A 14,596-nucleotide genomic window follows, 5' to 3' on the forward strand; every position below is an offset into this window, starting at 1 on the left:
GGACTAGGTTGATCCCCGAAAGCATCAGTCGTAGGGACGAGGCGGTCGGCTGTCCGCATCCGGGCCGACCGGCCCGCTCGCACTCCGACCGCCTCGCCCCGGCTACCCGACCGTCCCCGGCCCGCGAAGGGATCAGCAGCTGTGAACCGTACGACCGTAGGTGGGCCGGAGCTCGGGGGCGGCCGGGGCGCCGGCGGTGTCGTCGTCCTCGTCGACCCGTCGGGCGCCGGACAGAGCCGGGTGGCCGCGCTGCTCGCCGAGGAGCTGCACCCGAGCGTCCACCTGCGGACGGACGACTTCCTGCGCGTCATCCGCCGGGGCCGGCTCGCCCCCGGCGTGCCGGGGGCCGAGCGCCAGGGCGCGACGGCGCTGGCGGCCGCCGCACAGGCGGCGTTCGCGTACGCGACCGGCGGTTACCAGGTCGTCGTGGAGTGCCCGGCCGCACCGCCTGCCCTCGACACCTTCCGCCGCGAGAGCCGCACGACCGGCGCCGCCCTGCACTACGTGGCCCTCGAAGCCGACGCCCCCGGCACCCCCGAGGCCGCCGCCGAGACGATCCTGACCGCACTGCGCGAGGGCGCCCACCTCCTCGGCTGGTGAGCTCCACGCGCACGAGGCCCCGACCGCGCGGGCGGTCGGGGCCTCGTGCACTGCCGGGAAGGTCAGCTGAGCGTGCGGACCGCGGCGGCGTCGTAGGAGCGGAGGTCGTCGAAGCGGCCGGCGAGGACCTTGGCGGCCCACTCCGGGTCCTGGAGGAGGGCGCGGCCCACGGCGACCAGGTCGAACTCGTCGCGCTCCAGGCGGTCGAGCAGGTCGTCGATGCCCTGGACGGGGGCTCCCTCGCCCATGAAGGCGCGGACGAAGTCGCCGTCGAGGCCGACCGAGCCGACGGTGACGGCCGGGCGGCCGGTGAGCTTGCGGCTCCAGCCGGCCAGGTTGAGGTCGGAGCCCTCGAACTCGGGGACCCAGTAGCGGCGGGTCGAGGCGTGGAAGGCGTCCACGCCGGCCTCGGCGAGCGGGGCGAGGATCGCCTCCAGCTCCTCCGGCGTCCCGGCGAGACGGGCGTCGTAGTTCTCCGACTTCCACTGCGAGTAGCGGAAGATCACCGGGAACTCCGCCGAGACGGCCTCGCGGACCGCCGCGACGATCTCGGCGGCGAACTTCGTCCGGGCGACCGGGTCGCCGCCGTAGGCGTCGGTGCGGCGGTTCGTCCCGGCCCACAGGAACTGGTCGATCAGGTAGCCGTGGGCACCGTGCAGCTCGACGCCGTCGAAGCCGATGCGCTCGGCGGCCGCGGCGGCCTCGGCGAAGGCACCGATCACGTCGTCGAGGTCGGCGCGGGTCATCGCCCGGCCGGTGCCCTCGGTGCCGTCCAGGCGGATGCCGGAGGGGCCGACGGCGGGGGCGCCGGCGACCGGCGGGTCGCCCTGCTTGCGGACCATGCCGATGTGCCAGAGCTGCGGCACGATCGTGCCGCCCGCCGCGTGGACGTCCTCGGCGACCCGGGCCCACCCGGCCAGCTGCTCCTCGCCGTGGAAGCGCGGGACGTCGTCGGCCTGGCCGGCCGACTCGTGGCCGACGTACGTGCCCTCGGTGACGATCAGGCCGACGCCCGCGGCGGCGCGCCGGGCGTAGTACGACCGCACGTCCTCGCCGGGCACGCCGCCCGGGGAGAACCTGCGCGTCATGGGCGCCATCACGATGCGGTTGGGCACGGTCAGCCCGTTGATCGTGACGGGCCGGGACAGGATCCCGGCGGCGCGGGCGGCGGGGTCGGCGGACGCGGCGGGCTCGGTGACGGTCATGGGGTTCCTCGTGGGTACCGGGGGTGTGCACGGAATCGTGAACGGTTGCCCGTGCCAACCGTCCCGACGGCCGGCGCATTTCGCCGCGCACGCGAAGGCCGCTGTGATCCCCGACACTCCGGCGAACCGCCCCCTACGCCCCCACGGTGCCGTCGATGCCCTCGCGCAGGAAGTCGGCGTGCCCGTTGTGCCGGGCGTACTCGTGGACGAGGTGCAGCATCACGAGGCGCAGCGAGACCGTCTCCCCCCAGCGCGGCTGGTAGCCCGTCACGTCCAGGGACTGCGCCTCGCGCTCGATCCGGCGCGCGTGCTCGACCTCGGTCCGCCAGGCGGTGAAGGCCTCCTCGCGGGTGGCGCCGGTGGCGTCGTACGCGGCCTGGTAGTCGCCCTCCGGCGACCAGACGAAGGGGACGTCCTCGCCGCCGATGACCCGCCGGAACCACGTGCGCTCGACCTCGGCCATGTGCCGCACCAGCCCGAGCAGGCTGAGGGTGGACGGCGGGCTGGACTGGAGGCGCAGCTGTTCGTCGGTCAGGCCCTCGCACTTCATGGCGAGCGTCGCGCGGTGGAAGTCGAGGAACGCGCGCAGCGTCTCGCGTTCGCCGCCGACCAGCGGGGGCTTGGGGCGGTTGCCGGTGTCCATGTCGTCGCTCTCTCCTCGGTCCGCGAGATCAGGGCGGACTGTAACCGACGGCGGCCCCCACGGGCACCGCATTTCCCCGACACCTCTGCGTGATCGTTCGACTCCACTGTGTTCACATCCGCACCGGTTTGGGTACGTACCGCGGCGCGCCGGGCAAGCGGCGCGCGCAACGACCCTGCGGACCGACGACACCCCGAAGGCAGGACCCCATGAACCAGAGCCGGATCCCTCCCACCGTCCACCGGACGTACGGCACGGACGACCTGAGCCGGGCCGCCGTCTTCGCGGGCGGCTTCATCAACTTCGGCGACTGGCACGGGATCGACCTCGCCGCGCCGACGCCGGAGGAACGGGTGCACAGCCAGGAGCAGCTGTACCGGAGGGTGCTGCGCGCCTTCCCCGAACCCCGCGACCAGCTGCGGCTGGCGGAGGTCGGCTGCGGGCGCGGACTGGGCGCGGCGCTCGCGCTGCGCGAGTTCAGATTCGCGGCCGTGACGGGCGTCGACATCCACCCGGACCAGATCGAGCGCGCCCGAACGGTGAACGCCAAGGCGCTCGCCACGTACCCGGACCGGCTCGCCTACACCCTCGGCGCTGCCGAGGAACTTCCTTTCCCTGCAGGCGCGTTGGACGGACTCTACTCCGTCGAGGCGGCCCAGCACTTCCGCGAGCTGACGGGCTTCGCCCACGAGGCGGCCCGGGTGCTGCGACCGGGCGGGCGGCTGGTGGTGACGACGTTCTTCGCCGCCGCCGGCCCGGAGGCCGCCGAGCGGCTGAGCCTCCTGCTGAGCAGCTTCGCCGACGGGCTGGACGTGGCCCACCCGCTCGACGGCTTCACGGCGGACCTCGCGGCGGCCGGGTTCACCGGTGTCACCGCGGAGTCGATCGGCGCGGACGTGTGGCCGGGATTCGACCGCTACCTGGCGGACGCCGTCCCGGCCGGGCACTGGTCGCGCAACTTCGTCGGCGCCTGGCGGGACGGCCTGCTCGACTACCACGTCGTGACCGCCGACCGTTCCTGAGCACCGGCCGGCGCGGCCCGGCCACCCGGGTCGCGCCGGCCGGGTCGCGCGTACCACCACCACCTGGTCCCGCACGGCAAGGAGCCCCCCGTCCGTCGCGCCCTCGACGACCTGAACCACGGTTGACGGTGCCGCGGAGAGCACCGTCATCACCTCCAACGGGCCCACCGGGCAAGCAGGTTCAGGCCGGCGTCCGGCCCGCCTCGACCGCCATCCGCCGCGCGAGGTGCACGATGCCGGGCACCGGGAAGAGCAGCAGGAACAGGTTCGGCAGCCACCAGGTCACCGAGAAGTCCCCGCGCAACGCCCAGAACGCGACCGCCTGCAGCCCGGCCGTGCTGGTGAGCGCGAGCGACACCAGCATGAGCGGCCGGGCCCCGCCCGCCGCGCCGCAGCGGCCGAGCCGCAGTGCGGTCAGGCCGGTGGCGCTCGCGAGCACGTCCAGCAGCACGAACGAGTAGTTCCAGTCGCTCAGGACCGGGTTGTCGTAGTCCTTGTACGCGTACTCGGCCGGGACGAGGGCCAGCAATGTGGCCGCCCAGTAGACCAGGAAGCCGACGTCCGTGACGAGCATCGACGCCTTCGTGAAGCGCAGCACCGGGCTCGGGGCGGGCGTGGCACGCATGGGGCCTCCTCCGTCGCGGGTCGTACCGTCATTCGTGACTCATTCCCCCGCCGAGGTACATCACCGCGACGCCGGCCACGACCAGCACCGCCCCGGCCACCGACGCGGGCTTGACCGGCTCGCCGAACGCGACCACCCCGCCGACGAGCGCGCCGACCGTGCCCAGGCCGGACCAGACCGCGTACACCGGGCCCACGTTCAGCGACTTGAGCGCCTGCGCGAGCAGCACGAACGCCGCGACGTAGCCGATCGCGACGACCACGCTGGGCATCAGCCGGGTGAGACCGTGCGAGGCGCGCAGCGCCAGGGTGGCCGTGACCTCGGCGCAGATCGCCGCTCCGACCAGAAGGTATGCCGTCATGCCGTCCGTCCCCCGTCGTGGTGACTCGGCCGGACGGGATGGTCCCGTCCGGGTCGACCGGCCGGGCGACCCCCTCGATCGCCCGGCTCCGTGCGGTGTGAACTCGGGTCGTGCTCAGGTCATGCGGTGTGAACTCGCCCGCCCCACGGTTGAGTCGACGAACTCGCGATGGGGTGGACTCGGGTCGTGCGGTGTGAACCCGGCGCGTGCACTACGTGGAATCCCGGTTGCCCGGGTCCGCCTGCTGCGTGAACCCGCTTCCCCGTTGCGTGAGTTCGACGATCAGTGCGCGCAGCCGTCGGTGCAGGTCGTCGTGCGGGGTGGCGAGGCCGAGCAGCCGGGACGTCCACCAACCGTCGACCGCGAAGCGGACGAGCGTCGCGACGGCCGGATCCAGTCCGTTGTCCACGAGCCGCCGCTGCCAACGGTCGTAGCGCTCCCGCAGCACGTCCAGCACCTCGGGCCCGCCGGCGGCGGCGAGCAGGGCGACCGGCACCTGGTCGGCGCCGCTGGTGTCCCCGGCGGGCGACTCCGCCGGGATGCTGGCGTCCAGCCAGGCGAGCGCGAACGCGCCGGCCGGCGCGTCCGGGCCGGGCAGTACGGCCTCGAACCGGTCCGCGAGGCGCTCGACGACGCCCTGCACGAGCGCCCGTTTGCTGGGGAAGTGGTGCAGCAGCCCGCCCTTGCTCACGCCGGCCTCGACGGCGACGGCATCCAGGCGCACCGCGTCGACACCCCCGCGCATCAGAAGCCGCTCGACGGCGTCGAGCAGTTGATCACGCACCGGTGGTTCCCTCTCTCCGTGTTACAAACCGTCCAGACGGTCGGACGCAGCCTAGCAGACCGGCGAGTATCAGACAGAATCCCCAACACGCCACCGCCGAATGGTTGTTGACAGCCTCCATCGCGCATGCTTTCGTTTCCTCGGCCGACGGCGGAGAAACGGCGGAAGCTCCACTGTCCGCGGCCTCATGTTTGCTGCGCACGATGATCGAAAAGGCGGCCCGGGAATTCACCCGGGCCGGGGGGAACGCTCTTCGACATCCACGGGGGATCATTGCGAGCCATGCGGTTCCGGCTGCGCCCACGCGGGTCCGGCAAGGGTCGGCACGACTGCGGACGACCCTTCCCGCACTGACTGGCGAGCAGCCAAGCAGTCTTCCCAACCTGGGCGTTGACTCTGCCGACCCGCCTCTCACCCATCCTCCGTCGATCGTCTGCCGAGCATCGGCACGACCGGGTGCACCGAGCCCGGGCACAGCGCAACGGCGCGCCGTCCCCAGCCCGGGCCGCTCTCCCGCACCCGTGGCACTTTCACCTGCCCGTCCGCGGTCGGGTGTCCATGACATTTCGTGTTCGGCGCGCCGGTGAATCACGGCGCCCGGGCCCGCCGGGGCACCGCCCATTGAATTCGAGGGAAATATGGTGGACATATTCTCGAAAGTCTCCGGTTACACGGCCGCCCGCGATGCCATGGCGGCCGGCATCTACCCGTATTTCCTGCCCTTGACCGGCAACGAGGGCACAACGGTCACTCTCGGTGACCGCGAGCTGGTCATGTGCGGGTCGAACAACTACCTCGGCCTCACCGCCGACCCGCGCGTCAAGCGGGCCGCCGCCCAGGCGGTGGAGCAGTTCGGCACCTCCTGCACCGGTTCCCGGTTCCTCAACGGCAACCTGGCCCTGCACGACCAGTTGGAGGCCGAGCTCGCCGACTTCTACGGCAAGCCCGCGGCCGCCGTCATCTCCACCGGCTACCAGGCCAACCTCGGCACCATCAGCGCACTCGCGGGCCGCGGCGACGTGGTCTTCGCCGACCGCGACGCGCACGCCTCCGTCGTCGACGGCGGCAGGCTCAGCGACGCCAAGCTGAGACGCTTCCGGCACAACGACCCCGCCGCGCTCGACCGCGCCCTCGCCTCCGTCCCCGACAGCGCCGGCAAGCTCGTCGTCGTCGACGGCGTGTACTCGATGGAGGGCGACCTCTGCGCCCTGCCGGAGATCGTCGAGGTGTGCGAGCGGCGCGGCGCGCGCCTGATCGTCGACGACGCCCACGGCCTCGGCGTGCTCGACAAGGGCCGCGGCACCTGCTCCTACTTCGGGCTCACCGACCGGGTCGACCTCGTCACCGTCACCTTCAGCAAGTCGCTCGCCTCCCTCGGCGGCGCGGTCGTCGGCGACGACGACGTCATCCACTACCTCAAGCACCACGCCCGCAGCCTGATCTTCAGCGCCTCGGCCACCCCGGCCAGCGCCGCCTCCGCCCTGGCCGCCCTGCGCATCCTGCGCGAGGAGCCGTGGCGGGCCGAACGCGCCCAGCAGAACGCCGAGTACATGCGGGCCGGCCTCGCCCAGCGGGGCATCAGCGCCGGCGAGAGCGCCACCCCGGTCATCCCGCTGCGCACCCGCGGCACCGTCGAGACCCTCCTGCTGTGGCGGGAGCTCATCGACGCCGGCGTCTACACCAACCCCGTCCTGCCGCCCGCCGCGTCCCCGCGGCTGCGGCTCAGCTTCATGGCCACCCACACCACCGACCACCTCGACCGCGTGCTGGACGCGCTCGGCGCGCGCGCCGAACACTTCCTCGCCGACGACGAACCGGACGCCGACGACGGGTACGCGGTCGAGGCGCTCGCCGAACTCGCCGACTCCGGCGCCGCGGCCCGGCCGTGAACACCGCCGCCACGCGACCCGGCAGCCTCCCCGCCACCGCGGGCCGTCCGGCGCCGCCCGCGCTCCGGGCGGCCGTCGCGGCCCTGGCCGGGGCCTCGGCCGGCGCCGTCCTCGGCGCCGGCCTGGCCCACAACGACGGGCACGCGCCCGACCTGCCGTGGTGTCTCGCCGCGGCGGTGGGGGCCGCGCTCGCCCTGCTGGCCGCCGCGCTCCACCGGCGGGCGGACCGGCGCCGGCCCGCCTGGGCGCCGGCCGCCGGACTGCTGCTGGTCGGCGGCGCGCTGCCGGCCGCCGCGACCTCCGACAGCCCGTGGTGCGCCGCCCTGGCCGCCTCGGCCGCGGTCCTCACCGCCGCCGTGACCGCGCCCCGCGCGGCGGTCGCGGCGGGTGCCCTCGCGGCACTGGCCGCCGGGGCCGTCGCCGCGGCCTCGGCCCCGGCGGCGACGGCGGCCGTGCTCGGCGCCCTCGCCGGGACCGGCGGGCTGCTGCTCGTCGCCGACCTGTCCCGCCCGGTGCAACGCCCCGGCTCCACCGCACGGTTCGCCCACCGCAGCACCCCCGCGACAACGGCCCACCGCGACTAGCCCTGCCCCGTAGAGGAACCGATCCGAGCACCACCCGACCCAGTTGCCCGCACCCGTCCCGACCCCCAAGGAGCCAGCCATGAGCCGCCTCGGACTCGCCGCCCGCGCCCTGCGACTGACCCTGAGCCGGACCAACGCCGACACCACGCCCGACTACGACGCCGCGAGCTCCAGCTACGACACCTACTTCAGCCCCGTCATGGGCGTCCACTCGCTCGCCGCCCTGCGCGAGGTCACCGTCAGCCCCGGCGACGACGTCCTCGAACTCGCCTGCGGCACCGGCCACCTGACCCACGAGATCGTCCGCAAGCTGGAGGGCCGTGGCTCCGTCCGCGCGGTCGACAAGTCCCCCGGCATGCTGTCCGTCGCCAAGGCCAAGGTCCTGCCCGAGGCGATGCGCTCACCGGACCTCGACGTCTCCCTGGAGGAGGGGGACATGGAGGAGTTCCTGCGCACCCGGCCGAACGACAGCGCCGACCTCGTCGTCGTCGGCTGGGCGATCTGCTACAGCAAGCCGGTCAGACTCCTGGAACAGATCAGGCGCGTCCTGCGCCCCGGTGGCCGGATCGTCGTCATCGAGACCCGCGGCGACGCCCTCAAGACCCTGATCGAGCAGCTGGAGAAGGTGTTCACCGCCGACCCGTCGCTGCTCACCGGCATGATCCGGGTCAACCTGCCCAAGGACGCGGCCACCGTGGCCCGCTGGTTCACCAAGGCCGGCCTCACCGTGGACGTCCAGCGCGACGGACACCAGGTGCTGCCCGCCACCACCCCGGAGGAGGCCCTGGAGTGGGTCCAGCGCTCCGGCGCGGCGGCCGGCTTCAAGGACGCCGTCGACCAGAGCCGCGAGGAGCACGCCCTGGAGCTGATCCGCAAGGGTCTCGCCGAACACGTCGCCCGCCACGGCGCACTCGAGCTGCGGCACACCTTCGTCGTCGTCACCGGGACCAACCCGGGCACCACCACCGGAACCGGGCCGGGCGGCCGGCACCGCGAGGGAGTCCGCAGCGCATGACCACCACCGCCACACCCGCACCGCCGGCGGAGACCACCCACGGCGCGGTGCAGCACCGGCTGCTGCGCCTCGCCGAGGGGCTCACCGCCCGCCCGAAGACCGTGCTCGTGATCTGGGCGCTGGTCATCGCGGTGTGCTTCCCGTTCGCCTCGCAACTGAACGACGTCCTCACCGAACAGGGGGCGTCCAAGGTCGTGCCGGGCACCAGCAGTGCCCGGGCGGACCGGCTCGTCGAGGAGTCGTTCCCGGCCCGATCGCAGCGCGAGTCCATCGTCGCGATCGGCGCGCCGGACGTCCGCAGCACTCAACTGCGATCCATGCTGGCGGACTTGGACGAGCAGATCGCCGCGCGCGTGCGCACCGGCGAGGTGCAGCAGTCCACCTCGGCGTACACGCTGTACCGGGACTCGACCACCGAGTACCTCGAGCGCCTGCGCACCCAGGTCGACCAGCAGCTCGCCGCCGCGCAGACCCCGGCGACCCCGGACACCCGCCGGCAGGCAGTGGACGCCGCCGTCGCGGCCGGTCAGGTCCCGGCGGCCCTCGCCGATCCGGCCCGCCAGGCGGCGGCCGTCACCGACGACGCCCAACTCCTGCCGATTTCAGCCGCGTTCACCAAGGCGACGGACTGGCGCACCTTCCCGGTGCCGGTTCCCGCCGAGGCCGTCGACCGGCTGGTCGCCAAGGACGGCAGGGCCACCCTGGTCTCGGTCAGCTTCGCCAAGCGCGCCGGGCACGACCCGGACGTGGACTGGCTGCGCTCGGCGATCGCCGGCGCCCAGCGCGCCGCCGGGGCCGGCCCGGACGTCGAGGCCCACGTCACCGGCGAGCTGGCGCTGATCAAGGACACCTACAAGAAGGCCGAGGACGACAACGCGCTGATGGAGACGGTCGCCTACGCGATCATCTTCGTCGTCCTGCTGCTGTTCTTCCGGGCCGTCGTGCCGGCCGTGCTCACGGTGGCGGCGATCGGCCTCGCGATGACCGTCAGCCAGGCCGCGCTGTTCGCGCTCGGCCACGGCGTGACGCTCACCCAGTTCACCATCACCATCATGAACTTCGTGATGCTGGGCGCCGGCGTCGACTACAGCATGCTGTTGTCCTCCCGCTACCGCCAGGAGCGGCTGGCCGGCCGCTCGCCCAGGGACGCCGCCGTGCACGCCACCGCGCACGCGGGCGAGTCGATGCTGCTCGCGGCGGTCGCGGTGGTGCTGGCCTTCGGCGCCACGCTGTTCTCGCCCGTCGACTGGATCCCGCCGCTCGGCTACGGCGGCCTGATCGGCATCCCGATCGTGCTGCTCGCCGCGCTCACGCTCACCCCGGCCCTGCTGGTGCTGCTCGGCGACCGCTTCTTCTGGCTCGGCCGCGACCCGCTGGCCGACCTGGAGCACGGCAGCGCGCTCGGCCGCCACCTGAAGCGGGCCGCCGACCTCGCCCGCCGTCGCAAGGTGGCGATCGTGCTGCTCTTCGCGGCCGTCACGGTCCCGTTCGCGGTGGTCACCGCCCAGCACCGCTCCACGGCGGACCCGGTCGCGCTCAGCCCGGCCACCGACTCCAGGACGGGTTTCGACCTCGTGGCCCGCGAGTGGGGCGACGCGTCCGTGCTGCCCACGCTCGTCGTCGGCCGGCCGAACTCCGGTGTGGTGGACGGGCAGCACCACCTCACCGACGGCGGGCGCAAGGCCGTCAGCGACCTCACCGACAAGCTGGCCGCGGTGCCGGGTGTCGCCCGGGTCTCCGCCGTGACCAGGCCCTTCGGCACCCCGGTGAGCGCCGCCGACCTCGACGCGCTCGGCCCGGACGTCCGCCGCGACTACCTGTCCGACGACGGCGCGCTGCGGATCGTCGTCGAACTCGCCGACAAGCCCTACACCGAGGCCGCGGTGCACACCGTCGACCGGATCCAGGACGTCACCGCCGCGGCCCGCGACGTCGGCCCGCTCGCGGTCGGCGGCGCCACCCAGGTCGACCGGCAGTACGGCGACGCGCTCGACTCCAGCTTCTGGCAGATGATCGGTCTCGTCTCGGTCGGCGTCTTCGTGATGCTGGTGTTCGCACTGCGCTCGCTGCTGATCCCGGTCCGGCTGATCCTCACGATCATGATGAGCAACGTCTGGGCGATCGGCATCACCGTGCTGGTCTTCCACTTCTGGCTCGACAAGGCGATCATCGACGACCTGCCGATCTTCCTCACCGTGCTGATGATGGGCCTCGGCATGGACTACGAGATCTTCCTGGTCACCCGCGTCCGCGACCTGGTGCGCGGCGGGGCCGACCAGGAGGGCGCGACCGTCGGGGCGGTGGTCGACACCGGCCGGGTGATCAACGCCGCCGGCCTGGTCATGGCCGGCAGCCTCGGCACCATGGCGCTCTCCTCGACGATCATGCTCCAGGAGTACGGCGTCGGCCTCGGCCTCGCCGTCCTGCTGGACGCCACGCTGATCCGGATGCTGTTCGTCCCGGCGACGCTGCTGCTGTTCCGCCGCTACAACTGGTGGCTGCCCAGCCTGCGCCGCTCCTCCGCCCCTTCCCCCGTGAAGGCGGGGTGAGCCGCCCGTGACCGCGGACCGTGCGAACCCGCCGGCCACCGCCGGGCGGGTTCGCACTCCCCTGCACCGGCTGAGACGGCACCACCGGGAGGCGCCGGCCTCCTCCTTCGCCAAGGTGTTCGCCGTGCTCGCCACCGTCCGGATCGCCGGGGCGGTGTCGATGCCGCTGATGGTGCTGTCGGTCGGCCTGAGCGCGGCCGTCGTCGCCGTCCTGGACCGGGCCGAGTGGGCGGCGGCCGGCCTGCGCCGCTTCCGCTTCCTCCCGGCCCTCGCCGGGACCGGCCTCGTGGTGCTCGCCTACGCCGACACCGTGTTCGCCACCCGGGCCGCGTTCGGCCGGGGCGCCGACAACTGGACCTCCCTCGTCCCCGGACTCTTCCGGCAGATGGCCCCCGGGCAGCCGGTCGTCGCCGGAACCGCCATGGTGCTCTGCATGGGCCTCCTGGTGCCGCTGGTCGAGGAGGTCTGCTACCGCGGCGTGCTGTACGAGGCCGTCGCCCGCACCCGCGGCCCGCTCGTCGCGATCGCCGTCACCTCGGCCGCCTGGGCCCTCGTCCACCTCGGCGACTACGGGCTCAACCCGCTCAACGCCCGGGTGATCTGCGGCGTCCTGCCGTCCGTCTTCGCGATGGGCGTCGCCCTGGGCGTCTGCCGCGCCTGGACGGGCTCGGCGCTCGCGAGCGCCGTCGCCCAGGGCACCGCCAACCTGCTCCTCCTGGCCTGGGTCCTCTGGGCCCTCTGACCGCCCTTCCCCCGCCTCCCCCGGCACAGTCCCGCTCGCACCCAATTCACCCCAGGTGAGGCACCCCATGAGAATCGCCGTCACCGGCCCGATCGTCATCGACAACCTGATGACCTTCCCCGGCCGTTTCACCAGCCAGCTGCTGCCGGCCCAGCTCCAGCACCTGTCCCTGTCGTTCCTCGTCGACGACCTGGAGGTCCGCTACGGCGGCGTGGCCGCCAACGTCGCCTTCGGCCTCGGCCGGCTCGGCCGCGCGCCGCTGCTGCTCGGCGCGGCCGGCAAGGACTTCGGCGAGTACCGCGCCCGGCTGGAGGAGGTCGGCGTCGACACCTCGCGGGTCCGGATCTCCACCGGCCTGGCCACCGCCCGCTACACCCGCACCACCGACGCCGACGACAACCGCATCGTCTCCTACCACCCCGGCGCCCTCGCCGAGGACGACGCGCCCGGCCCCGAGGGCTGGCCCGAGGACGTCGGCCTGGTCTTCCTCGGCCCCGCCGAGCCCGAGGTGCTCGCCGCCCGGGCCGCCGAGTGCCGCCGCCGCGGCCTTCCGTACCTGGTCGACGTGGCCGGCCGCACCGGGCAGCTCGGCCGGTCCGGCGCCGACGCCGTCCTCGCCGGCGCCGCCTACCTGGTCACCAACCGCCGCGAGCGGGCCGCCCTCCTCGAGCACGCCGGCTGGACGGCGGCCGACGTGCTGAACCGGGTCGGGGCCTGGATCACCACCCTCGGCCCGGAAGGCGTCTGGATCGACTACGCCACCAGCCCCTCCATCGCCGTCCCCGCCGCGCCGATCTCCCGGCTGCCCGACGGCGCGGGCGGCGGCGGGGCGTTCCGGGCCGGCTTCCTCGCCGCGAAGGCCGACGGCCTCGACGACGAACAGGCCGCCAGGACCGGCTGTGTGCTCGCCGCCTACGCCCTGGAGTCGGCGGGCAGCCAGGACTACCTGTTCACCCGACCCGCCTTCGACGCCCGCCTCGCCGACGTCTACGCGGTCACCGCGGACGTCCACTAGGCACGCCCCGTCACCCGCTCTCTCGACGGCCCGGCGGCCGGTGCGCCACACTCTCCCCGAACGGCCCACGCGCTCCCACCGCACCAGCCAGGACGTACCGAGCCACGCCCTCACGGAGAGAGCCACATGGTGACCACTCGTCAACTGTCGGAGATCGCCTTCTCGTCCGGCCGGTCCGGTTCCGGGCCGGCCACCTGGGGCCAACAGGCCATCTGGGACGCCGTCCGGCACCTCGCCCCCTGCGACGCGCCGCGCTACAACATCACCGCCGCCGCCCCACTCGACCCCGGCCTGCCACTGCCCGTCCTGCTCACCGCCCTCGACCGGCTGCTCCACCTCCACGACGCGCTGCACACCCGGCTCGTCCCGGACGGGGACGGACGGCTGCGCCAGCTCGTCGACCCCGACGGCCGACTCGCCGTGCACACCGAACACTGCCCCGCCCCGGACCAACTCGCGGCCGCAGGAACCAGGTTGCACGACGAGCTGGCGGCCCGCCCGTTCGACTGCTCCGGCGAGTGGCCGATCCGCGTCGGCGTGGTCGAGCACGACGGCCTGGTCCGCCACGTCAGCCTGGTGCTCGCCCACACCGCGGTCGACGGCAACGGCATGACCCGGCTCGTCGCGGACCTCACCGCACTCTGTCTCGGCACCGCGCCCGCCGAGCTGGCCGCGCTCCGCGAGCCCGCCCGACAGCCGCTGGAAGAGGCCGAGTTCCAGACCTCCGAACGCGGCAGGCGGCGGGACGCGGGCGCCCGCAAGCAGTTCCTGCGCAAGCTGTGCCTCGGCCCGGCCCGCCTCTTCCCCCAGCCGAACGACGCTCCCGCGGCCCGCTTCCCCAACGCCGTGCTGCGCTCCCCCGCCCTGCCCGCCGCCGTCGAACTCGTCGCCGCCGCACACCGGGTGAGCACCTCCTCCGTCCTGCTGGCCGCCACGGCCGCGATGACCGCCAAGCTCTCCGGCTCCACCGAGGCCGTCCTGCACGTGGTCGTCAACAACCGCTTCCTGCCCGAACTGGCGAACGCAGTGAGCACCGTCGCCGGCGAGGGCCTGTTCCACCTCCCGGACGCCACCGGCGAGTTCGGCGGGATCGTGCGCCGCACGCACGCCGCCGCGATCGGCACCTACCGCCACGCCTACTACGACAAGCTGCGCCTGGACGAGGAGATCGCCGCCCTCGCCGCCGGGGGCGTCCCGCTCGCCGACCGGTCCTGCGTCTTCAACGACACCCGCGAGCTGGCCCCGCCCGTCCCCGCCGAAGCGGCGGGCGGCGAGCGCACCACACTCACCTGGCCCGTCGAGTTCGAGCCGCGCCCCGGCCTCACCTACGCCCTGGACGCCGTCCGGACGGCCGACGCGCTGAGCCTCGTCATGACCGCCGATCCGGCCGTGCTCCCCCGCTCGGCCATGGAGGAATTCCTCTACGGGATAGAGGAGTTGGTCCTCGACGAGGCCGCGGCGCCGGCCACCGCTCGAACCTGACCGACAACGACGACCACCCCACCCCCGCCGACATCCGCCCCGCCGGCACGGCCCGCCGATCGCCAAATCCGGCGAGAACC

General features: G+C 73.7%; 14 protein-coding genes. 9 read left to right on the plus strand and 5 right to left on the minus strand.

Annotated features, from left to right (window positions below; all coding sequences use genetic code 11):
* Window positions 1-141 precede the first annotated feature (141 nt).
* Window positions 142-600 (plus strand): hypothetical protein, encoded by a 459-nt coding sequence (locus AB0C76_RS12310; RefSeq protein ID WP_359963582.1) that lies wholly within the window; start codon window positions 142-144, stop codon window positions 598-600.
* Window positions 601-662: 62 nt separating this feature from the next.
* Here AB0C76_RS12310 and AB0C76_RS12315 read toward each other — a convergent pair whose 3' ends face one another.
* On the minus strand, window positions 663-1,805 hold the full coding sequence (locus AB0C76_RS12315; protein WP_359963585.1) for an NADH:flavin oxidoreductase: 1,143 nt from the start codon (window positions 1,803-1,805) through the stop codon (window positions 663-665).
* 133 nt (window positions 1,806-1,938) lie between these two features.
* Window positions 1,939-2,448, minus strand: a complete 510-nt coding sequence (locus tag AB0C76_RS12320; protein ID WP_359963588.1) for a DinB family protein — start codon at window positions 2,446-2,448, stop codon at window positions 1,939-1,941.
* Between the two features lie 209 nt (window positions 2,449-2,657).
* Here AB0C76_RS12320 and AB0C76_RS12325 point away from each other — a divergent pair, with 209 nt between their 5' ends.
* Window positions 2,658-3,470, plus strand: a complete 813-nt coding sequence (locus AB0C76_RS12325) for a class I SAM-dependent methyltransferase (RefSeq protein ID WP_359963591.1) — start codon at window positions 2,658-2,660, stop codon at window positions 3,468-3,470.
* 181 nt (window positions 3,471-3,651) lie between these two features.
* Here the strand turns inward: AB0C76_RS12325 and AB0C76_RS12330 are convergent, their stop codons facing one another.
* The 3 genes from AB0C76_RS12330 to AB0C76_RS12340 all read right to left on the minus strand — a co-directional run bounded on the left by AB0C76_RS12330 (window position 3,652) and on the right by AB0C76_RS12340 (window position 5,240).
* Window positions 3,652-4,095 (minus strand): DUF5360 family protein, encoded by a 444-nt coding sequence (locus AB0C76_RS12330; RefSeq protein WP_359963595.1) that lies wholly within the window; start codon window positions 4,093-4,095, stop codon window positions 3,652-3,654.
* Between the two features lie 28 nt (window positions 4,096-4,123).
* Window positions 4,124-4,456: a multidrug efflux SMR transporter gene (locus tag AB0C76_RS12335; protein ID WP_329929503.1), complete on the minus strand. Its 333-nt coding sequence runs from the start codon at window positions 4,454-4,456 to the stop codon at window positions 4,124-4,126.
* A 211-nt stretch (window positions 4,457-4,667) separates the two neighbouring features.
* The gene (locus AB0C76_RS12340; RefSeq protein WP_359963598.1) at window positions 4,668-5,240 is read right to left on the minus strand and encodes a TetR/AcrR family transcriptional regulator; all 573 of its coding nucleotides are present in this window, start codon (window positions 5,238-5,240) and stop codon (window positions 4,668-4,670) included.
* A gap of 638 nt (window positions 5,241-5,878) precedes the next feature.
* Between AB0C76_RS12340 and AB0C76_RS12345 the strand changes: the two genes are divergently transcribed.
* The 7 genes from AB0C76_RS12345 to AB0C76_RS12375 all read left to right on the plus strand — a co-directional run bounded on the left by AB0C76_RS12345 (window position 5,879) and on the right by AB0C76_RS12375 (window position 14,516).
* The gene (locus AB0C76_RS12345) at window positions 5,879-7,129 is read left to right on the plus strand and encodes an aminotransferase class I/II-fold pyridoxal phosphate-dependent enzyme (RefSeq protein ID WP_359963601.1); all 1,251 of its coding nucleotides are present in this window, start codon (window positions 5,879-5,881) and stop codon (window positions 7,127-7,129) included.
* A complete protein-coding gene (locus AB0C76_RS12350) occupies window positions 7,126-7,713 on the plus strand; it encodes a hypothetical protein (RefSeq protein WP_359963603.1) in 588 nt (195 codons plus the stop codon). Before AB0C76_RS12345 ends, AB0C76_RS12350 begins: the two co-directional genes overlap by 4 nt.
* Before the next feature lie 79 nt (window positions 7,714-7,792).
* On the plus strand, window positions 7,793-8,728 hold the full coding sequence (locus AB0C76_RS12355) for a methyltransferase domain-containing protein (protein ID WP_359963605.1): 936 nt from the start codon (window positions 7,793-7,795) through the stop codon (window positions 8,726-8,728).
* Entirely contained in the window at window positions 8,725-11,277 is a 2,553-nt protein-coding gene (locus AB0C76_RS12360) for an MMPL family transporter (RefSeq protein WP_359963607.1), read from the plus strand. The genes AB0C76_RS12355 and AB0C76_RS12360 overlap by 4 nt, the downstream gene beginning before the upstream one ends.
* Before the next feature lie 7 nt (window positions 11,278-11,284).
* Window positions 11,285-12,019 carry a CPBP family intramembrane glutamic endopeptidase gene (locus AB0C76_RS12365; RefSeq protein ID WP_359963609.1) on the plus strand — a complete coding sequence of 245 codons (735 nt, stop codon included), beginning with the start codon at window positions 11,285-11,287 and terminating at the stop codon, window positions 12,017-12,019.
* Window positions 12,020-12,086: 67 nt separating this feature from the next.
* The gene (locus AB0C76_RS12370; protein ID WP_359963611.1) at window positions 12,087-13,034 is read left to right on the plus strand and encodes a PfkB family carbohydrate kinase; all 948 of its coding nucleotides are present in this window, start codon (window positions 12,087-12,089) and stop codon (window positions 13,032-13,034) included.
* 126 nt (window positions 13,035-13,160) lie between these two features.
* A complete protein-coding gene (locus AB0C76_RS12375; RefSeq protein WP_359963613.1) occupies window positions 13,161-14,516 on the plus strand; it encodes a condensation domain-containing protein in 1,356 nt (451 codons plus the stop codon).
* Window positions 14,517-14,596: the final 80 nt, after the last annotated feature.

Source organism: Kitasatospora sp. NPDC048722, assembly GCF_040650235.1.
Classification (GTDB): domain Bacteria; phylum Actinomycetota; class Actinomycetes; order Streptomycetales; family Streptomycetaceae; genus Kitasatospora.